This is a genomic window from Lysobacter sp. CA196, from assembly GCF_052078695.1.
Classification (GTDB): Bacteria; Pseudomonadota; Gammaproteobacteria; order Xanthomonadales; family Xanthomonadaceae; genus Lysobacter.
On sequence record NZ_JBQJIN010000032.1, the window covers coordinates 41,581 to 62,049 of the forward strand.

12 protein-coding genes are annotated in these 20,469 nt (G+C 67.7%); 5 read left to right on the top strand and 7 right to left on the bottom strand.

What is annotated here, in order from left to right; translation table 11 throughout:
* Positions 1-12 precede the first annotated feature (12 nt).
* The 3 genes from glk to ACTOWK_RS20595 form a co-directional block, all read right to left on the bottom strand.
* Positions 13-1,014 (bottom strand): glucokinase, encoded by a 1,002-nt coding sequence (gene glk, locus ACTOWK_RS20585; protein ID WP_441331956.1) that lies wholly within the window; start codon positions 1,012-1,014, stop codon positions 13-15.
* Complete coding sequence (gene zwf, locus ACTOWK_RS20590; protein WP_441331957.1) at positions 1,011-2,432, bottom strand: glucose-6-phosphate dehydrogenase; 1,422 nt, start codon at positions 2,430-2,432, stop codon at positions 1,011-1,013. Before zwf ends, glk begins: the two co-directional genes overlap by 4 nt.
* Positions 2,433-2,703: 271 nt before the next feature.
* Positions 2,704-4,113: a GH1 family beta-glucosidase gene (locus ACTOWK_RS20595; protein WP_441331958.1), complete on the bottom strand. Its 1,410-nt coding sequence runs from the start codon at positions 4,111-4,113 to the stop codon at positions 2,704-2,706.
* A 108-nt stretch (positions 4,114-4,221) separates the two neighbouring features.
* Here ACTOWK_RS20595 and ACTOWK_RS20600 point away from each other — a divergent pair, with 108 nt between their 5' ends.
* The 3 genes from ACTOWK_RS20600 (at position 4,222) to ACTOWK_RS20610 (ending at position 6,517) form a co-directional block, all read left to right on the top strand.
* Positions 4,222-5,316: an ABC transporter ATP-binding protein gene (locus tag ACTOWK_RS20600; RefSeq protein ID WP_441331959.1), complete on the top strand. Its 1,095-nt coding sequence runs from the start codon at positions 4,222-4,224 to the stop codon at positions 5,314-5,316.
* Positions 5,317-5,548: 232 nt separating this feature from the next.
* Positions 5,549-5,941, top strand: a complete 393-nt coding sequence (locus tag ACTOWK_RS20605; RefSeq protein ID WP_441331960.1) for a hypothetical protein — start codon at positions 5,549-5,551, stop codon at positions 5,939-5,941.
* Between the two features lie 18 nt (positions 5,942-5,959).
* A complete protein-coding gene (locus ACTOWK_RS20610) occupies positions 5,960-6,517 on the top strand; it encodes a hypothetical protein (RefSeq protein ID WP_441331961.1) in 558 nt (185 codons plus the stop codon).
* Positions 6,518-6,588: 71 nt separating this feature from the next.
* Here the strand turns inward: ACTOWK_RS20610 and ACTOWK_RS20615 are convergent, their stop codons facing one another.
* From ACTOWK_RS20615 to ACTOWK_RS20630, 4 genes are all read right to left on the bottom strand, one after another.
* Positions 6,589-7,842 (bottom strand): MFS transporter, encoded by a 1,254-nt coding sequence (locus ACTOWK_RS20615; protein ID WP_441331962.1) that lies wholly within the window; start codon positions 7,840-7,842, stop codon positions 6,589-6,591.
* A 315-nt stretch (positions 7,843-8,157) separates the two neighbouring features.
* A complete protein-coding gene (locus tag ACTOWK_RS20620) occupies positions 8,158-10,584 on the bottom strand; it encodes a TonB-dependent receptor (protein WP_441331963.1) in 2,427 nt (808 codons plus the stop codon).
* 88 nt (positions 10,585-10,672) lie between these two features.
* On the bottom strand, positions 10,673-13,693 hold the full coding sequence (gene pgmB / locus ACTOWK_RS20625) for a beta-phosphoglucomutase (protein ID WP_441331964.1): 3,021 nt from the start codon (positions 13,691-13,693) through the stop codon (positions 10,673-10,675).
* 264 nt (positions 13,694-13,957) lie between these two features.
* Entirely contained in the window at positions 13,958-14,983 is a 1,026-nt protein-coding gene (locus tag ACTOWK_RS20630; RefSeq protein WP_441331965.1) for a LacI family DNA-binding transcriptional regulator, read from the bottom strand.
* A gap of 328 nt (positions 14,984-15,311) precedes the next feature.
* On the opposite strand from ACTOWK_RS20630, the gene smc reads away from it, so the two are divergent.
* Entirely contained in the window at positions 15,312-18,815 is a 3,504-nt protein-coding gene (gene smc / locus ACTOWK_RS20635; RefSeq protein WP_441331966.1) for a chromosome segregation protein SMC, read from the top strand.
* A 214-nt stretch (positions 18,816-19,029) separates the two neighbouring features.
* The gene (zipA, locus tag ACTOWK_RS20640) at positions 19,030-19,800 is read left to right on the top strand and encodes a cell division protein ZipA (protein WP_441331967.1); all 771 of its coding nucleotides are present in this window, start codon (positions 19,030-19,032) and stop codon (positions 19,798-19,800) included.
* Positions 19,801-20,469 lie beyond the last annotated feature (669 nt).

Below are 20,469 nucleotides of genomic sequence, written 5' to 3' on the forward strand. Positions count from 1 at the left end.
GAATGTGCTCGATCAGGCCGCGTCGGTGCGGTCAGCTGCCGGAACGAACTGCGCCGCCAGCGCCGCGGCGCCGAGCAGGCCCGGCTGCGGGTGGGTCACCGCCAGGGTCGGCACCCGCGCCATGGTCGGCGAGAACCGGCCCTTGTGCTCGAAGCGTTGGCGGAAGCCGGAATGGGCCAGCCACGGCATCAGCTTCGGCACCAGGCCGCCGGGCAGGAACACGCCGTCCCAGGCGCCGAGGGTCAGCACTAGGTCGCCGGCGGCGGCGCCGAACACTGCGCAGAACACGTCGATGGCGCGCAGGCAGCGCACGTCGCCTTCGCGGGCCATCGCGGTGATGTCCTGCGGCTGCAGCGGGCCGGGGTCTTCGCCGGCGATCTGGCTGAGTGCGCGGTGCAGGTTGACCAGGCCGCTGCCGCTCAGCAGGCGTTCGTTGGAGACCCGGCCGAACTCGCCCGACAGGCGTTGCAGCACTTCGATCTCTTCCGGCGTGCCGGGGGCGAAACTGACGTGGCCGCCTTCGGTCTGCAGCGGGTAATAGCGGCCGTCGCGACGCAGCAGCGCGCCGACGCCGAGGCCGGTGCCGGCGCCGATGATGGCGTAGGTGCGGTCGCCGGGTTCGTTCCAGCCGCGCCAGGCGACGCCGCCGATCGGCACCACGTCGACCGGTTGCAGCAGCGACACCGCCATCGCCTGGGCGGCGAAGTCGTTGACCAGATCGATGCGTTGCAGGCCGAGGGCGATGCGGGTGCGCTCGGCCGAGATCACCCAGGGGTGGTTGGTGATGCGCGCCTCGTCGCCGTCGACGCGCCCGGCGACGGCGAACACGCCATGGCTCGGGGTGGCGCCGGTGCGGTCGAGGTAATGCCGCGCAGCGTCGGCCAGCGACGGAAAGTCGGCGACCGCGAAGATCTGCACGCTGTCCGGCCGCAACTGCGGCGCGGCGCGATCGGGCAGGGCGAGGGCGAAGCGGGCGTTGGTGCCGCCGATATCCGCGAGCAGGGCGCCGCTCATGCCTGGCCTCCACGATGACCGTTGACCGGGGGCAGGAAGGCCTCGGCTTCGGCCGGCCCCCAGGAGCCGGCCGGGTATTCGACGATGGGTTGCGCGGTCTGGGTCCAGGCGCGTTCGATGCTGTCGATCCACTGCCAGGCCGATTCGACTTCGTCGTCGCGCACGAACAGGGTCTGGTTGCCGCGCAACGCGTCCACCAGCAGGCGCTCGTAGGCGATGCGACGCTGTGGCGAGGACGAGGCCTGCAGATCCAGCGACATCGGCCGCAGTTCCAGCGCGCCCCATTCCGGCGCGGCCAGGCTGCCCATCAAGCCGAGCTCGATGGTTTCGTCGGGCTGCAGGCGCATGCGCAGGTGATTGGGGCGTTCGCGGCCGCGGCGCGGGCGTTCGAACAGCCAATGCGCGACCGGCCGGAACGACACCACCACTTCGGTCGCGCGTTCGGCCAGGCGCTTGCCGGTGACCAGGCGAAACGGCACGCCGGCCCAGCGCCAATTGTCGATCCAGGTCTGCACCGCGACGAACGTCTCGACCGGCGCATCGTGGACGAAGCCCTTGACCGCGCGGCCCTCGACCACGCCGGCGCCGTAGCGGCCGCGCACAGTGTTCGTGGCGACATCGGCCTCGGTCATCGGCCGCAAGGCGCGCAGCACCTTGCGCTTCTCGTCGCGGATGCTGTCGGCGTCGAGCGCCGACGGCGGCTCCATCGCGATCAGCGCCAGCAACTGCAGCATGTGGTTCTGGACCATGTCGCGCAGCGCGCCGTAATTGGCGTAATAGCCTTCGCGGCCGTCGACGCCGGCGGTCTCGCCGACGAAGATGTCGACCGATTCGATCCAGCGGTGTTGCCACACCGCCTCCAGCAGGGTGTTGCCGAAGCGCAGCGCCAGCAGGTTCTGCACCGCGGCCTTGCCGAGGTAATGGTCGATGCGGAAGATCCGGCTTTCGTCGAGGCAGGCGCGCAGCGCGGCATTGATGGCGCGCGCCGAAATCAGGTCGCGGCCGATCGGTTTTTCCAGGACCAGGCGCGATTCGCCTTCGAGCAGGCCGGCCGCCTTCAAGCCTTGGGCCACGGGTACGAACAAATCCGGCGGCGTCGCCAGATAGCTCACGCTCGGTCGGTCGGCATAGCCGGCCAGGGCTTCGGCGATCGCGGCCTCGTCGCTCAGGTCGACCGAGACATAGGCGATCCGGCTCAGCAATTGTTCGACCACCGCCGGGTCGTCGGCGACCTCATTGGCCATGCGTTCGCGCAACCAGGCGCGAAACTCGTCGTCGCTCAGGGCCTGGCGGCCGACCGCGACGATGCGGAATTCGGCCGACAGCAGGCGGTCGCGCCACAGGTGGACCAGCGACGGAAACAGATAGCGCTGGGAGAGATCGCCGGTGGCGCCGAACAGCAGCAGGGTGTCGTGCATGGAACCCGCAAACCAAGATTGAGGGGGAAGCCGGGCGAACGCCGCCGGGGCGTTCTTCGAGTCGTCGCGATCGACGATCCCGGCCGGGGTCCAAGCATATCGCCGCTTGAGCGCCCGGCGGCAATATTCGACGCCGCAGGGTGACGATGCTGCGCGCGGCACATGGAAACATCGCGCCGCGCTTGCTTGCGTTTGCCGTCCCCGCCGCGGCGGGAACGAGCAGCAGGCGTTATGCCGCGACCGCAGCCCGGGCCGCGGCGTGCGGCCGGTCTCAGTACGGCAGCGGTTCGCCGAGGTGAGTGCCGTTGCTCGCGATCACCTTGGAATACCAGCGTGCACTGTCCTTCGGCGTACGCTCCTGGGTGCCGTAGTTCACGTGCACGACGCCGAAACGCTTGGAGTAGCCCAGCGACCATTCCAGGTTGTCGAGCAACGACCACACCATGTAGCCGCGGATGTCGCAGCCGGCCTGGATGGCGTCGTGGATCGCGCCGATGTGCTTTTGCAGATAGTCCATGCGCAGCGGGTCGCGCACCCGGCGCTCGCCGCTGGCATCGGGCTCGGCCACCGGCGGATCGAAGAAGGCCGCGCCGTTCTCGGTGATGTACATCGGGATGTCGCCGTAGCGCTGCTTGACCCAGGTCAGGGTGTCGGTGAGGCCCTGCGGGAACACTTCCCAGCCGGTCTCGGTGTAGGTGCCGAGCGGCTGGCGCACCACGCCGGTGTTGAGCGGATAGCTCTCGGCGGCCTTGGTGACGCTGCGGGTGTAGTAGTTGACGCCGATGAAGTCGAGCTTCTGCTGGATCAGCTCGAAGTCGGCCTGCGGCCATTCCGGCCAGGCCTCGCCGAAGATCTCGCGCAGCTCCGGCGGGTAGCTGCCGAGCAGGGCAGGATCGAGGTATTGCTCGTTCATGTAGGCGTGGGCGCGCTCGACCGCGGCAGCGTCTTCGGCCGAATCGGTGGCGGCGTACTTGGGCTCGATGTTCACCACCAGGCCGATCTCGTGCTTGCCCTCGGCGCGATAAGCCTGGACCGCGGCGCCGTGCGCGCGCATCAGGTTGTGCGAGGCGATCGGCGCTTCGAAGCGGCTGCGGTGGCCCGGCGCGAGCGCGCCGTGCAGGTAGCCGCCGTCGGTGATCACCCAGGGTTCGTTGAGGGTCACCCACTTCTTGACCCGGCCGTCGAGGGCGCGGTATATGACCCGGCCGTACTCGGCGAACCAGTCGGCGCAGTCGCGATTGAGCCAGCCGCCGCGGTCGTCGAGCGCAGCCGGCATGTCCCAGTGGTACAAGGTCAGCAGTGGTTCGATACCGTTGGCGAGCAACTCATCGACCAGGCGCGAATAGAAATCCAGGCCGGCCTGGTTCACCCGGCCGGTGCCCTCGGGCAGGATGCGCGACCAGGACACGCTGAAACGGTAAGCCTGCAGGCCCAGTTCGCGCATCAGCTTGACGTCGTCCTTCCAGCGCCGGTAATGGTCGCAGGCCACATCGCCGGTGTCGCCGTTGAGGGTCATGCCGGGGGTGTGGGCGAAGCGGGTCCAGATGCTCGGACCGGCGCCGTCGGCCATCGGCGAACCTTCGATCTGGTGGGCGGCGGTGGCCGCGCCCCACAGGAAACCCTCGGGAAAACGACGTTCGGACGTGGGGCGGACAGAAGCAACAGCGCGGGAATCGGTCATTCGTCGTGGCCTCCGGAGCCAATCGGACGTGCATGAAAACGGTTACATGGCAGAATAGCCCAGGGCGAGGACAAATGCATCGCTCCGGTCGCATTGTCGGGAGAATTCATGGCCAAGGTCACGCTGGATCGTCTGCGCAAGGTTTATCCGAACGGTTACGTCGGCGTCGCCGATGCCAGTTTCGAGATCGAGGACGGTGAATTATTGGTGCTGGTCGGCCCGTCGGGCTGCGGCAAGTCGACCCTGTTGCGGATGGTCGCGGGGCTGGAAACGATCAGCTCGGGCGATCTGAGCATCGGCGAGCGTCGGGTCAACGACATGCCGCCGAAGGACCGCGACATCGCCATGGTGTTCCAGAGCTATGCCCTGTATCCGCACATGACCGTGGCCGACAACCTCGGCTTCGGGCTCAAGCTGCGCGGCATGGGCAAGGCCGAGATCGCCGAGCGCGTCGGCGCGGCGGCGGCGATGCTGGAGTTGGAGCCGTTGCTGCAGCGCAAGCCGGCGGCATTGTCGGGCGGGCAACGCCAGCGCGTCGCCCTGGGCCGGGCCCTGGTGCGGCAACCGCAGGTGTTCTTGCTCGACGAACCGCTGTCGAATCTCGACGCGAAACTGCGCATGGGCATGCGCGTGGAAATCGCGCGCCTGCACCGCCAACTCGGCACTACCATGATCTACGTCACCCACGACCAGATCGAAGCGATGACCCTGGGGCAGCGCATCGTGGTGATGAAGGACGGCAAGATCCAGCAGATCGACACGCCGATGGCGCTGTACAACCGGCCGATCAACCTGTTCGTCGCGACCTTCCTCGGCAGCCCCAAGATGAACATCCTGTGGGGCCAGGTCGATGAGCGCGACGGCGGTCTGTTCCTGCGCATCGGCGAGGGCGTCGAACTGAGCCTGCGCCCCGATGCCGACACCCGCGACAAGGTGCGCGCCTATATCGGGCGCGAACTGACGGTCGGTCTGCGTCCTGAGGACATGCACCTGGCCGAGGCGGCCCCCGACACCCTGGCGGCCCAGGTCGAAGTGGTCGAACCGGTCGGCAACGAGGCCTTCCTCAATCTCGGTTGCGGCGGCTGCGATCTGGTCGTGCGCCTGCCGCCGTACAACCTGCCGCGCGCCGGCGACACCGTGCATCTGTCCTACGTCGCCGAGCGCATGCATTTCTTCGATCGCGAAAGCGAGCTGCGCCTGTGATCGATGGCGCAAGGCTCTGAATGCAGGTAGGGCGCGCGCATTCGGCGCGCCCGCGTTGCGCCGCACTTGAGTCCGACGATGCAGTGAGGGCACACTGCCACGCTGCGCCGGGGGACACGGCGACGGGTCGCCCGGTCCGTACGGTGGGCGCAGATCGTAGCGAGTGCTAACGTGGCCCGGCCCCGAGCGGCGCCGGCCGCGATGCCGCATCGCATTCGCCGCTCCATGATCCATGCGCTACACGATCCATGCGTCATTCCAGGTTCGCAGCCTGGCGTTGTCCGACCTCGCGTCGGCCGAAGCCTCGCAGCATTTCGCGCGCCGTCTGCGGCGCGCTCCGTTTCGCCATTCGACCTTCATGACCGACGACAACGATATCGACCTCACCTTCGCCCGCCTGGTCGAAGCGGCCAGGCACCAGGACGGCGCCGCCTTCAAGGCGGCGACCCAAGACTATGCCCAGTCCGCCGAGGGCCAGGCCTGGCTGCAAAGCGGTCACGACCGCTACCAACAGATCAAGGCGAACCTCGAAGCGCGAGCGCAAGCCGCGCAGCCGGCTGGCGGCCCGGCGAACCCGGCGTCGACCGGTGGCGGCCCCGGTTCCGGGCCTGCTGCCGGCCCATAACCTCAAAGGAGAAGCATCGTGCAGGACGCGCAAGACCTGAAACGATTGGCCGCCGATCTGGCGGTGTTTGCCCAACATCTGCAAGACCAGAGCGAACGTGCGGTGCAGCACGTGGACCGCAGCGCCGAGGAACTGCACCGCGCCGCCGAGGGCATGGGCGCCGGCGCCCAGCAGCTGGCGCAGCAGATCGTGCACGCCGTGCAGGCGCAGGCCCAGGAAGCGGTCGGCCGCGGCGCCGAGCTGGCCTTCGGCGCGATCGGCACGCAACTGCGCGACAGCGCCGACGTCGCCACGCGCGCCGCGCAGGCGCTGGACGACCAGCGCAAGAAGCTCGAACGCGCGCAGCAGAACCTGATCTACAAGAGCGCCGTGGCCTTGCTGATCGGCTCGCTGCTGGCGGTCGGCGGCAGTTGGTACTTCGCCCGCAAGTCATTGCGCCTGATCGAACGCGCCGAGTTCGGCGCGGAAATTCTCGATGCGACCAAGGCCGGCACCTTGACCCGTTGCGACGGCAAGCTGTGCGCGCGCGCCGGCAAGCGCTTCGGCGCCAAGGGCGAGTACGTGTTGATCGAATGACCTGCTGTTCGAATGATGCGCTGATGGAACGACCGGCGCCGGCTTGGCCGGCATCGTGCATCGGCGAAGCATCAGACCACTGCGGTCTGACGCTCCGCCAGACGTTCGGCCAGGCCCGACTGGCGCTTGAGCAAGGCGATCGCGAGCAACAGCATCGCCATCGGCAGCAGCGACAGATAGAACGCGGTGCCGCCGCCGATGCGGGCGAACAACTGGCCGGTGATGAACGAGCCGGTGGTGCCGCCGAGCGCCGAGAACACCACGATCAAACCGGTCATCGCCGCGTGCCGCGACTTCGGCAGCGAGCTCAACACCACCGAATTGATCGCCGGATAGATCGGCGCCATGAACAGCCCGATCAGTGGGAACACATAGGCCGCCAGGGGCGCGTGCGCCCAGCTCATCGCCGGGTCGGGCTGCAGATTTCTCGCCAGCGGCAGGGCCAGCAGCACCAAGGCCGCCATCGCCAGCACGCAAACCATCAACAGCCAATGCCAGGGCACCCGGCGCAGGGCCACGCCGGCGGCGAGCCGGCCGAGCGCCAGCGACACCGCGAAGATGCTCGCCGCCTGCACGCTCATCGTGGTCGGCAGGTGCAGGATTTCGCGATTGAAGGTCGGCAGCCAGGTGCCGACGCTTTGTTCGATCAATACGTACAGAAAGGCCGAAACCAGGAACACCGCGACCAGCGGCTGGGCGACTAGGCGGAACATGTCGAGAAACGAATCGCCGACGGCGTGGCCGTCGCTGGCGGCACGCTCGTCCATGTTCGAGGTCGCGAGCAGGATCAGGATCGCCGTAGAGATCGCCGCGAGCAGCCAATACACCCGCAGCCAGACCGGGTCGCCGGGCGATTGCGGGTCGATGAACCAGGCGAAGATCCAGTAACCGGCGAGCACACCGACCATGAACCAGCCTTCGATAGTGCTGGTCAGGCTGGCGTGCGTCTGTTTGTCTTCGGTAAGCAGGCCGATCGAGGAATACACCGACACCTTGACCAGGGCGAAGGACACGCCGGTGGCGACGAACAGCAGCTTGGTCATCCAGAACGAGGCCAGCAGCGGCATCAGCAGGCAGGCCGCGCCGACCAGGCCCAGGCCGAGCATCATCGCGCGGCGGTAGCCCAGGCGCGGCATCAGCGAAGCGGTCAGGAACGAGACGATGGCGATCGGCAGGTCCTTGAAGGCTTCCAGGATGCTGGCGTCGCCCTTGCTGACGCCGAAGCCCTGGATCGACTGCAGGATCACCGTGCCGACGCTGTTGAGCAAGATCCCGAACACCATGTAGGTGAGGATCATCGCCAGGATCATGCGGCCTCGGTTCATGCGGGCGGAGCTCCGGTGAGCGCTCCGGCGCGGCGCCGGAGAGCGGATAAGCGGTCCGGCGCGAGGCCGGGCCAGGAGATAAAAGACCGTTCGCGACGGTTTGCCAAGTGCGGACGCCGGAGAGAGGGGGCGACGGCCGCTGCCGGAAGGGGCCGGCGCGAACGGTGAGGTAAGGGGCAGCAGGGGGCGGTATGACCGCTCCGAGTCAGGGACGGCAGGAGCGGCGCGACCGCCGCGAGTAAAGGAAAGCGAGGGCGCTATCACCGCCCCGGTGCGAACTCCGCGCCGCCGCCCAGCGGCGACGCGGAGCATGGATCACCAGCGGTAGGCGGCCGAGAACAGGTAGGAACGGCCCGCGATCGGACGGCCCATGAACACGCCGCCGGTGGCCGCGCCGGGCACGCGCACGTTGCCTTCGGTGAGGCCGAGTTCGTTGGTGACGTTGCTGCCGGTGAGGGCGAACTCCCAGTTTTCGCCGACGTGCATGTTCGCGCCGACATCGAGCGTGTGGTACGAGGGCAGCTTCTGGGTGTTGGCCAGGTCGGCGTAGCGGTCGCCGATGCGCGAATAGGTCGCGAACACCTTCAGGTCGCCGAACGGCAGGTTCCAGAAATAGCTCGGGGTGAAACGGAACTGCTGCTTAGGCTGGCGCATCACCTGGTTGCCGGTGAACTCGCGGTAGTTCTCGTACTTGGCGTCGAGCCAGATGCCGGTCAGGGCCAGTTCGAGCCCGCCGACCGGGCGCACCGCCGCTTCCACTTCGACGCCGTAGGCTTGCGAATCGCCGGCGGTGGTGAAGTTGGTGCCGTCGTCGAGGAAGGCCTGGAACGGCGAGTTGGTGAAGCTGTTGTAGAACGCGGTCAGGTACAGGTCGTAGACCGAGTTGCCGGACTTGAAGCCGAGTTCGTACTGGTCGATTTCCTGGGTCTTGGTGTTGCCGTCGCGCAGGTTGTCGAACGCCGGCAGCTTGTAGCCGGAGTTGGCGCGCGCGAACACGCTGGCGCTGTCGTTGAGCTTGTAGTTCAGGCCGAGGGTCCAGGAGAAATGCTTGTCGTCCTGGTCGATGCGGCGCGAGGTCGGCAGCGACACCGAGGTGGCGTTGTCGTAGAGGGTGTTCGGATTGCCGTCCAGGTCGATCGTGGCGGTGTCGTGCACGGTGCCGTCGACTTGCTGCCATTCGTAGCGGATGCCGCCGTCCAGGCGCAGGCGGTCGTTGATCTGCCACTCGTCGGCGAGGAACACCGCGGTGTTCTGGCCGTCGTAGTCGCCGCGCAGCGAGAAGAACGAGGTGCCGGTGAAGCCGTCGCGGGTGACCTGGCGACCGTCGGCGAGGCTGAGGTTGATCCGGCGCGCGTTGTTCTGCGCGGTCAGCAGCATGTTGTTGCCGAGGTACCAGGTGTCCTTGGACGAGTAGCGCGCGTAGTAGACGCCGGCGGTGAGGGTGTTGCCTTCGAACAGGTCGCGGCTGAAGCGCAGGTCGTTGGTGAACGATTCCAGTTCCTTGTCGACCACCCAGAAGCCGGCGGTCAGCACCTGCTGGTTCGGGTCGACCGCGTCGCCGCCGTTGACATAGGTCGCAGTGCCGGCGCTGCCGTAGCCGGCGATGAAGTCGGCCATGGTCTTCGGACTGGCGCCGGTGAACAGGCCGTTGGTCGGCGCGCTGCCGCTGACGTAGTTGACCCGGTCGCTGATGGTCCAGTCGCCGACGTAGAAGTCCATCGAGGCGCCGAACACGTCGAGGTTGATGCCGCGGCCTTCGGCGAGGTCGCGGGTGATGCTCTGGCCGTTCGGCCCGGTCGGCAGGGTCACATGACGGAAGTCGTTGCCGAGCAAAGTGCCGGTCTGTGCGTCCAGGCCCGGGAAGCTCGACAGGCTGCTGCCGTTGTTGCGCGAGAGCAGCGGGATCGGGGTGAAGAAGGCGTTCTTGTCGTTGGTGTGGCGCGCATACACGGTCACCTCGCCGCTGTCCCAACTGTGGGTCAGGGTGGCGCTGAGCTGGCCGCCCTTGTCGGCCGGGAACTGGGTGTCGCGCACGCCGTCGGTGGTGCGGTAGAAGCCGCCGACGCTGTAGTACCAACCTTCGCCGAGCTTGCCGCTGTTGAACAGGTCGACGCGGCGCAGGTTGTCGCTGCCCAGGCCCACGCGCACGCTGCCGGCCGGCTCTTCGCCGCCCTTTTTCTGGATGAAGTTGACCGTCGCGCCGGGCTGGCCGTTGGAGAAGATCGGGCTCGGGCCGCCGCGCAGCACTTCCATGCGCTCGATGGTGTCGTCCATGCGGAACAGGGTCGAGTTCTCGAGGAAGGACAGGGTCGGCGGCGGATACAGCGGCGCGCCGTCCATCTGCACGGTGACGAACGGGGCGTCGCCTTCCGAGGGCATGCCGCGCACGAAAATGTTGGCGCCGGTGCTGCCGCCGGCCGACTCGGCCCAGATGCCCGGTACCACCTTGAGCGCGTCGGCGGTGCTCAGCGGTACCGCTTCCTGGATCTGTTCGAGCGAAGCGGTGGTGATCGAGAAGCTGGCGTCGCGTTTGCGGATGCCCTTGAAGCGCGCGGTGCCGCTGACGATGACCGCGTCGAGGGTGGTCGCCGATTCGCTGCCGCTTTCGGCCTGCGGCGCGGGTGCCGGGGCCGCTGCGGCGGCATCCTGGGCCAGGGCGTAGCCCGGCGCCAGGGCGGCGGCGATCGCCGCGGACAGTGCGAAACGCATCAGTTGGCGTTGCTTGGTAGACGTGTGCTGCATCGTGTTCTCCCCACTCATCTTGTATTGGTTATGCAAACGGATCGGTCGGTGGTGGTATCCCCGCCGCGGCAGTGCATGCCGCGCGCGGTCAGGGCAAAACGAAAGCATCCAGGTCGAAGGAAGCGATATCCGGCAGGCAGGCATCGGCGCGCGCCAAAGCGAGCGCATCGCCGATACCGACCGCGGCCATCCCGGCCGACTTGATCGAGACCACGCCGGCGGCGGCGTCTTCCAGGCCGATGCAGTGCGACGGCGGCACGCCCAGTGCGGCGGCGACGGTCAGGAAGATTTCCGGGTCGGGCTTGGCGCGGGCGATGCGCGCCGAGTCGGCGATATAGTCGAAGCGGTCGGCGATACCCAACCGTTGCAGCAGCGCGCCGGCGTTGCGGCTGGCCGAGGCCAGGCCGAGCTTGAGGCCGCGCGCGCGCGCCTGTTCGAGCAGGCGTTCGACCCCGGCGAACAAGTCCTTCGGCGTGACCTCCTGGATCGCCTCGACGTAGTAGGCGTTCTTGCGTTCGGCCAGGGCGAGCTTTTCGTCGCGGCCGAGCACACGTCCGGCGTGACGCAGGATGATGTCGAGCGAGGCCATGCGGTCGACGCCCTTGAGCAGTTCGTTGACTTGCTCGTCGAACGGCAACCCTTCCTCGTCGGCCATGCGCTTCCAGGCGCGGTAATGGGTCTGGGCGGTGTCGGTGAGTACGCCGTCGAGATCGAAGATCAAGGCGCGGGCCGGACGCGGAAAGGCGAGCGGGGCGGGGCCGCCGGGTGCGGCCAGCGGCACTCGCAGGCTCGTGTCGCGGTCGAGTTCGACCCGGCGGCCTTCGTGTTCGATCGTCAGCGGCGCGCCGTCGAGCAGGCTGTATTCGACGCCATCGCGGGTCGCTCGCAGGCGCAGGCGCCGGCCTTGCCAGCGCAGGCCGAAGCCGTAGCCGTTCCAACCGGCCGGCAGGGTCGGGGCGAAATGCAGCACGCCGTCGATCGCGCGCAGGCCGGCGAAGCCGGAGACCAGGCCGAGCCAGGTGCCGGCCAGAGCGGCCATGTGCACGCCGTGGTCGGTATTGCCGTGCAGGTCGTCGAGATCGACGCGCAGGTTCTCGGCGAAGTACCTCGCCGCTTGTTCGGCATGGCCGACTTCGCTGGCGAGGATGCCGAACACCGAGGCCGACAGGGTCGAGTCGTGGGTGGTCACCGCTTCGTAATAGTCGAAGCTGCGGCGCTTGACCTCGGCGGGAATGCCGTCGCCGGCCAGGACCAGGGCCATGACCACGTCGGCCTGCTTGCAGACCTGGTGGCGGTAGAGCGTGAGTGGATGGAAGTCGAGCAACAAGGGGCGATGCTCGCCCTCGTGCTTCGGAAACGGCCAGCGCGGCTTGTCGAGGAAGGTGTCGTCCTGAGCATAGATGCCGAGGGCCTCGTCGTAATGCAGGAACATGGTCTCGCCGGCGCGGCGCCAAGTGTCGACTTCATGCGCTTCCAGACCCAGCCGCGCCGTCAGTTCCGCGGCCTGTTGCGGGCGCTCGTCGTGCAACTGCTGCCACACCCGCACCGCGCGCAGCAGATGCTGCTGGGCCATGCGGTTGGTGTAGAAATTGTTGTCGACCAGGGCGGTGTACTCGTCCGGGCCGGTAACCTCATGGATGCAGAAGGCGCCGCCGCGGCGCGGATTGAAATGGCCGATCTGCGGCCAGATGCGCGCGGTTTCGAACAGGATCTCGGCGCCGCTTTCGAGCAGGAAATCGACATCGCCGGTGGCATCGAGGTAGAGGCCGACCGCATACGCGACCGCGGCATTGATGTGATAAGCCGCCGAGCCCGAGGGATAGTGCGCCGAGCATTCGCCGCCGGTGATCGTGCGCCAGGGGAACAGGGCGCCGCGCGGATGGTTCATCTCGCGCGCGTGCCGGCGCGCCGGCTCCAGCGCGAGGTAACGCGCATGCAGCATCGCGCGGGCGACTTCCGGCGCGGTGTACACCATCACCGGCAACATGAAGGCTTCGGTGTCCCAGAAATAATGGCCTTCGTAGCCTTCGCCGGTGAGGCCCTTGGCGGCGGTGCCGTTGACGCCGTCGCGGCCGGCCGATTGCAGCAGATGGAACAGGTTGAAGCGCAGCGCCTGTTCGGCGGGCGCATCGCCGTCGATGGAGAGTTCGGCGCCGTCCCAGAATTCAGCGAGGGCAGCGGCCTGTTGCGCGGCCAGGGCATCGAAACCGGCGGCGACGGCGCGTGCGACCGCCTGCGTCGCACGTTCGGCCAATTCGCTGTCTTCGCTGCCGCTGGCGTAGGCGACGAATTTTTCGAGGGTCAGCGAAGCGCCCGGCTGCAGCGTGCCGTCGTAGCGTTGCAGCACGTGTTCGTCGGCGCGTTCGGCCGCGCCGAAATGCAGGCCGCGGTCGAGGCGATGCGCCTGCGCGCAAGCCACGCGTACGTTGCTGTGACGGGTCGATTGCAGGACGTGGGCCGCGTGCTCGTCGGCCTGCGCCGACAGCAGCTTCAGGCCTTCCGACACCGCCACGCCGATGCGCGGGTCGTCGCCCTGTTCGGCGGCCTGGTGGCCGCATTCGATCACCGAGGCCAGGCTCAGCGGGCCGCTGTAATCGATCGATTCGACCCGGTAGCGGATCGCCAGCAGATCGACGCCGGTGCTCGCGCTGTCGAAGAGCAGCACGCGTTCGGCATGGATCTGCAGGGTCTGGCCCTGGGCGGTGCGCAGACGCAGGCGACGGCTGAGGCGGCCGCTGCGCAGATCGAGTTCGCGTTCGAACCCCAGCCACTGCGCGGTATCGATATCGAGGCGTTGCTCGCCCAGCCACACTGCGATGCGCTGGCCGTCGGCGACCGGCAGGCGGGTGTCGGTGCTGCGGGCGAAGCCGGGGAAACGTTCGTGGTAGTGGATCGGGTGCTTTTCGTAGACCGAGGCCAGGAAACTGCCGTCGCTGCCGCCGACCGCTTCCTCGAAACCGCCGCGCACGCCGAGCGAGCCGTTGGCGAGGGCGTACAGGGTTTCGTCGCGGCGGCGCTGGGACGGGTCGAAGCGGTCCTGGCGCAGGCGCCAGGCATCGGCCTCGGGGGAAGCGGGGGGGAGATGCGGTGCGGCTTGGGGCTGAATCACGCGGCGGGGACCTGAGTGCGTCGTTGCCGCGGACCGTAGAGAGGCGTTGTTATCGATGTCAAGTTATCGATAACAATCGACTTCGTTACTGTGCTTCAGTGCCTGTTTTCGGAGGTCGGCAGTCGCATTTCGGGTGCCGCTTAAGCGATTCGAATCAGGGGCTTAAGCGATTGCTGCGGCGCGGCGGAGAGCGCTTGGCATCGAGCCGCCGCATTGGGCTTCGCGTTGCGATGCAACATCGCGCTGCGCATCGCGTCGAAACGCTCAGGTGACGCGCGCCACCAGGTGGGTCGGCAGGATCTCCGACTGCGCCGGACGGCCTTCGATCATCGCCAGGATCTTGCGCGCCAGCGACACGCCGGCGTCGACGAAGTTCTGGTGGATCGAGGTCAGCGGCGGCAGATAGGTCGCGCCCAGCGGGGTGTCGTCGTAGCCGATCACCGAGACGTCCTCCGGCACCCGCCGGCCGCGCTCGATCAAGGCGCGGATCGCGCCGATCGCCAGCAGATCGCTGGCCGCGAACAGGGCGTCGAACTGCGGGTGCCCGTCGAGCAACTGGTGCACCGCCTGGGCGCCGGCGCTGACGGTGAAGTTGGCCACGGTCGGGGTCAGCGGCACGATGCCGTGCTCGGCCAGGGTCTCGACGAAGCCCTCGAGGCGTTCGGCGAATTCGCCGTGGGCGCTGTCGCCGAGAAACACCGGACGGCGCCGGCCCAGGGCCAGGAAGCGCTCGGCGGCGAGCTTGCCGCCGCGGTGGTTGTCGCTGCCGACCACGACCTGGGTCTCGTGGCGGCTGACCGCCCCCCACACCACCATCGGCCGGCCCCAACGCTGCACCTCGTGCATGGCGTCTTCGTGCGCGCCCTGGCCGAGCAGGATCACCCCGTCGGCGGCCTGCACGCTCGGCAGGGCGCCGCCCTGCAGCGAGGTCAGCAGCACGCTGTAGCCGGCCGAGGTCAACTCCTGGCTGATGCCGCCGAGCAGGTCCAGCGGGTAGGAGCCGGACATCTGCCGCTCCACGGTGGGTTTCATCTCGACCACCACCGCCACGGTCATGCTGCGGCGCAGGCGCAGATTGCGCGCGCTGATGTTGAACTGATAGCCCTGTTGCTCGGCCAGTTCCTTGATCTTGGCCCGGGTCTCGGGATTGACCAGCGGGCTGTCGCGCAGGGCGCGCGAGACGGTGATCGCGGAAACGCCGGCCAATTCGGCCAGATCGGCCATGGTCAGGTGTTCGCCGGCCTTGCGGGCCGGATTGGGGTCGCTCGGACGGCTGCTGCGAGAGCTCATGCTGCCGTGTCACTCCCTGTCGTGGCGGCGGGCGAACGCGGGCGATTCGCCGAATCGCCCATGTTTACCATGAACGCGTGGCGGGACGGAGCCCGTCCGGCGCAGCGGCGGGTTTCCGCACCGGCCGCGGGCGCGCCGGCGCCGCGGCCGCCTGAGGCAGCGCTGAAGGCGTTCGCGGCGAGCCTCGCGCTGGCCCGCTATACTCGCGAGGGAGCGCCGTCGAAAGCGGCATCTCTTCCAAGTGATTCAATAACTTGGGTATGTTGTCTCATCCATTTTCACGTTTTCACGGCAGCGCCGCCCGGCGCGCCAGGGACCACACCCGCGCATGCGTCTGTCCACGATCAAGCTGTCCGGTTTCAAGTCCTTCGTCGATCCGACCACGCTGCATCTGCCCACCAACATGACCGGTGTGGTGGGGCCCAACGGCTGCGGCAAGTCGAACATCATCGACGCGGTGCGTTGGGTCATGGGCGAAAGCTCGGCCAGCCGCCTGCGCGGCGATTCGCTGACCGACGTGATCTTCGCCGGCTCCTCGGCGCGCAAGCCGGTCTCGCAGGCGATGGTCGAGCTGATCTTCGACAACTCCGACCACACCATCACCGGCGAATTCGCCGCGTTCAACGAGATCTCGGTCAAGCGCACGGTCAGCCGCGACGGCACCAGCCAGTACTACCTCAACGGCGGCAAATGCCGCCGTCGCGACATCACCGACCTGTTCCTCGGCACCGGCCTGGGGCCGCGCAGCTACTCGATCATCGAGCAGGGCATGATCAGCCAGATCATCGAGGCCAAGCCCGAAGACCTGCGCGTTTATCTCGAAGAAGCCGCCGGCATTTCCAAGTACAAGGAACGGCGCAAGGAAACCGAAACCCGCATCCGCCACACCCGCGAGAACCTCGACCGCCTCAACGACCTGCGCGAGGAAGTCGGCAAGCAACTCGAACATCTGCGCCGCCAGGCCCGCCAGGCCGAGCAGTACCAGGCGATCCAGGCCGAGCGCAAGGTCAAGGACGTGGAGTGGAAGGCGCTGGAATACCGCGCCCTCGACCAGAAACTGCAGAGCCAGCGCGAGCGTTTGTCGCAGCAGGAAACCCGCCTGCAGCAATTGATCGCCGAGCAGCGCGAGGCCGAGCGCGAGCTCGAGACCGGCCGCGTGCGCCGCGAAGAAGCCGCCGAAGCGCTCAACAAGGCGCAGGCCGCAAGCTACGAGGTCGGCGGCGTGCTGGCCCGGGTCGAACAACAGATCCAGCACCAGCGCGAAATGTCCGGGCGCCTGCACAAGGCGCGCGACGAGGCGATGGCGGCGCTGGCCGAGATCGGCGAGCACATCGGCAGCGACCAGTCGCGCCTCGACGTGCTGCTGGCCGCAGTGGCCGACGCCGAGCCGCGCATCGAGACGATGCGCGAGGACGACGAAGCGCGTCAGGACGCGCTGCGCGACGCCGAAACCAGGCTCAACGATTGGCAGCAGCGTTGGGACGCGCACAGCCGCGAACAATCCGAAGCCGCACGCGCCGCCGACGTCGAGCGCACCCGCCTGGAAGGCCTGGACCGCCAGACCCTCGAAGCCGACCGTCGCCGCCAGGCGATGACCGGCGAACGCACCGGCCTCGATGTCGCCGCGCTCGCCGAGGCCTTCGAGCAATTGCAGAGCCAGCACGACCTGCAGAAGGAATCGCTGGAAAGCCTGACCGACGAGCTGGAGACCCGTAAGGGCACGGTCTCGGACCTGCAGGAACAACAACGTTCGACCCAGAACCAACTGGCCGAGGTGCGCAAGCAGGCGCAGACCTCGCGCGGCCGGCTGTCCTCGCTGGAAACCCTGCAGCAGGCCGCGCTCGGCCTGGAGCAGGGCGCTGCGCTGACCTGGCTGCAGGCGCGCGGGCTGGATTCGGCGCAACGCGTCGGCGAAACCCTGACCGTCGAGGCGGGCTGGGAAAACGCGGTCGAAAGCGCGCTCGGCCAACTGATCGAAGGCGTGCTGGTCGAAGCGCCGGAAGCGCTGGTCGATGCGATCGGCGAACTCGGCGAAGGCCGCCTGACCCTGGTCTCGCCTGCGCGCGACGACAGCGTTTACCCGCCGACCTCGCTGGCCTCGAAGGTGCAGGGCCCGGCGGCGATCCGCCGCCTGTTGTCGCGCCTGCACGGCGCCGACGACCTGGCCGCGGCGCGTGCGCTGCAGCCGTCGCTGGGCGCGGAAGAAACCGTGATCACCCGCAACGGCGAGCGCCTCGGCGCCGGCTGGGTGCGGGTGCTGCGCTCCGGCGCGGCCAAGCAGGGCGCACTGCTGCGCGAACGCGAGATCCAGAGCCTGCGCGCCGAGATCGAGACCCTGCAGGGCCGCGAGCGCGAACTCGAACAGACCCAGATCCAGTTGCGCGACCGCCTGCTGGCGTCCGAGCAACAGCGCGAAGACGCCCAGCGTGCCCTGTACATGGCCCATCGCGGCGTGTCCGAACTCGCCGGCCAGTTGCAGAGTCATCAAGGCCGCCTGGATTCGGCGCGCAACCGCATCGAGAAGATCGATGCCGAACTCGAACAACTGCTGCTCCTGATCGACGCCGGCGGCGAACAGGCGCGCGAAGCGCGCACCCGCCAGGAAGCGGCGATCGAGCGCATGGGCGAGCTGGAAGACACGCGCCTGGAACTCGAATCCGAGCGCCGCCGCTTGTTCGAAGCGCGCGACGCCGCCCGCAATGCCGCCCGCGAATCGCGCGACGCTGCGCATGCATTGAGCCTGACCCTGGAAACCCAGCGCGCCCAGATCGCCGGCCTGAGCCAGGCGCTGGAGCGCATGGGCGGCCAGCGCGGCCAGCTCGATTCGCGTCTCGGCGAACTCTCGGCTCAGCTCGCCGACGGCGACCAGCCGGTGGTCGCGCTGGAAGAACAGCGCCAGGTCGCGCTGGAACAGCGCGTCATCGCCGAACACGACCTGACCGCCGCGCGCACCGCGCTCGACGGCATCGACAACGACCTGCGCAAGTTCGAACAGACCCGCCAGCAACGCGACGAGCAGGCCCTGCAGCAGCGCGAAGCCATCGGCCAGCGCCGCCTGGAGCAGCAGGCGCTGGTGCTCAAGGCCGAAACCCTGACCACCGCCATCGCCGAGGCCGGGGCGGTGCTCGAAGACGTGGTCAACGGGCTCGACGAGAACGCCGAACCGCAGACCTGGGAACGCACGGTCGCCGAACTCGACGGCAAGTTGCGCCGCCTGGAACCGGTCAACCTGGCCGCGATCGCCGAACACGCCGAGGCGGCGCAGCGCAAGGATTACCTCGACGCCCAGTTCACCGACCTCAACACCGCGCTGGAAACCCTGGAAGATGCGATCCGCAAGATCGACCGCGAGACCCGCGGCCGCTTCAAGGACACCTTCGACCGGGTCAATTCCGGCGTGCAGGAGCTGTATCCGCGCCTGTTCGGCGGCGGCCACGCCTACCTCGAACTGACCGGCGAAGATTTGCTCGACACCGGCGTGGCGATCATGGCGCGTCCGCCCGGCAAGCGCGTATCGAACATCTCGCTGCTGTCCGGCGGCGAGAAGGCGATGACCGCGGTGGCGCTGGTGTTCGCGATCTTCCGTTTGAACCCGGCGCCGTTCTGCCTGCTCGACGAAGTCGACGCACCGCTCGACGAAGCCAACGTCGGTCGTTTCACCGCGATGGTCAGCGAGATGAGCGAACAGGTACAGTTCCTGTTCGTGAGCCACAACAAGGCGACGATGGAAGCCGCGCAACAACTCTCCGGCGTGACCATGCGCGAGCCCGGCGTCAGCCGTCTCGTGTCGGTCGACCTGGCCGAGGCGACGCGCCTGGCCGGTGCGGCCTGAGCCGCGCACGAGCCGGGTAGGTCCCGGTTACGTGCCGGGAATGGAGAATCGGCAATGGTTTACAACCGATCGCTCCGTTCTGTCGTGCCATCATCCATCGTCTGATTTGAATCTTCGGAGCGGGAAACAGGAAACACAGAATCGCAAGCCGCCATCGTCGCTTTCCGATTCCCGATTTCCCGTTCCCGATTCCCGCACCACATAGGAGCAACCGATGTCCGACGTGACACTGCTGCGGATCGGCATCCTCATCGCCGGTCTGATCCTGATCGGCGCGATCGTGTTCTTCGGCCGCCCGCGCAAGCCGGGGCAGGGCAAGCGCGTCGCCCGTGAGGAAACGCCGCGTACCGGCGAACGCAAGCCCGGCACCCGCCAGGAGCCCTCGCTGGGCGAGCAGATCGAAAACGAGCTCGGCGAAGCCTCGGCGGTGCCCGGCGAGGCCACCACCCAGGCCGAGCTGGAACTGTTCGACCGCACCCTGGAAGGCGGCGCCAACGCCGCCAACAGCGATCTCGGCCGTCGCGTCAGCGAAGAGTTCGACAAGATCGTGACCCTGTACCTGGCTGCGCGCGCCGGACAGAAGCTGCACGGCCCCGACATCGTCGTCGCCGCCGAGAAGGCCGGCCTGGTCTACGGCCACATGGGCGTGTTCCACCGCCTGGTCGAAGGCCATCCCGAGCGCGGCCCGGTGTTCAGCGTCGCCAACATCATGAAGCCCGGCAGTTTCGACATGGCGACGATCCAGTCGCTGGAGACCCCGGCGGTCGCGTTCTTCCTGACCCTCCCGGCGCCGATCCCGGCGCTGGACGCCTGGGAAACCATGCTGCCGACCGCGCAGCGCATGGCCGAACTGCTCGACGCGGTAGTGCTGGACGAGCAGCGCAACGCCCTCGGCCGCCAGCGCATCGCTCATTTGCGCGACGAACTGCGTGCTTACGATCGCCAGCGCGAGGCGCCACCGTTGAGTAAGCCGACGCGTTGGTGATGGGGGGGGCGGCTTGCGCCGCTCTTGCCCTGAATTCGGCGATCTGCCTTTGCCGTTGCCGAGATTTTGATCTGCTCTGCTTTATGGCCTTGCTTTGCCGCTTTGCCGGTCAAATGAAGACCCGTAGGGCGGCCCGCAAGGATGCGGGCCGTGCGCAAGCAGGCCATGGATGGCCTGTCTGGAGCATCCCTGCGTTGGCTTCGATCGCGCGGGCTTGTGCCCTTGCAAGGAAGGCCTTTTCTTTGGTTAGCTTTGACCGAAGGAACTCCCTGTGGGACTTTTGGGCCAGCAAAAGAAAGTAACCGGCCGCGTTAGCGGACGGAAGCTTTGCTCTTGCTTGAAGGCAGCGCCGGAGGCCGACAGAGCGTGGTCGCGACTCGCGTCGCTCCTACCCTAGAAGCAGCGATCACGACGCCTCAACCGCGCACCGCTCCCGGCTGGAGCCAGGGGGTAGGAGCGGCGCAAGCCGCGACCGCGCTGCGACGGTCTTGCGGCGTCTCTCTCAAGCAAGACCGAGATCTAGATCTAGATCAAACGCCAAGAGCTTCCGCCACTAAAGCGGCGGGTTACTTTCTTTTGTCTAAAGCAACAAAAGAAAGGTAAGGCGGTCTCTAAGCTTAAGTGCATCACCCACCGAAGGGTTCTGCACATGGGCCACCACTACACCCA

Excerpts from the sequence above, each read along its gene's own strand:
- glk (WP_441331956.1), bottom strand. The coding sequence starts at position 1,014 with ATGAGCGGCGCCCTGCTCGCGGATATCGGCGGCACCAACGCCCGCTTC.
- zwf (WP_441331957.1), bottom strand. The coding sequence starts at position 2,432 with ATGCACGACACCCTGCTGCTGTTCGGCGCCACCGGCGATCTCTCCCAG.
- smc (WP_441331966.1), top strand. The coding sequence starts at position 15,312 with ATGCGTCTGTCCACGATCAAGCTGTCCGGTTTCAAGTCCTTCGTCGAT.
- ACTOWK_RS20605 (WP_441331960.1), top strand. The coding sequence starts at position 5,549 with ATGCGCTACACGATCCATGCGTCATTCCAGGTTCGCAGCCTGGCGTTG.
- ACTOWK_RS20630 (WP_441331965.1), bottom strand. The coding sequence starts at position 14,983 with ATGAGCTCTCGCAGCAGCCGTCCGAGCGACCCCAATCCGGCCCGCAAG.
- ACTOWK_RS20620 (WP_441331963.1), bottom strand. The coding sequence starts at position 10,584 with ATGCAGCACACGTCTACCAAGCAACGCCAACTGATGCGTTTCGCACTG.
- ACTOWK_RS20595 (WP_441331958.1), bottom strand. The coding sequence starts at position 4,113 with ATGACCGATTCCCGCGCTGTTGCTTCTGTCCGCCCCACGTCCGAACGT.
- ACTOWK_RS20615 (WP_441331962.1), bottom strand. The coding sequence starts at position 7,842 with ATGAACCGAGGCCGCATGATCCTGGCGATGATCCTCACCTACATGGTG.
- ACTOWK_RS20600 (WP_441331959.1), top strand. The coding sequence starts at position 4,222 with ATGGCCAAGGTCACGCTGGATCGTCTGCGCAAGGTTTATCCGAACGGT.
- zipA (WP_441331967.1), top strand. The coding sequence starts at position 19,030 with ATGTCCGACGTGACACTGCTGCGGATCGGCATCCTCATCGCCGGTCTG.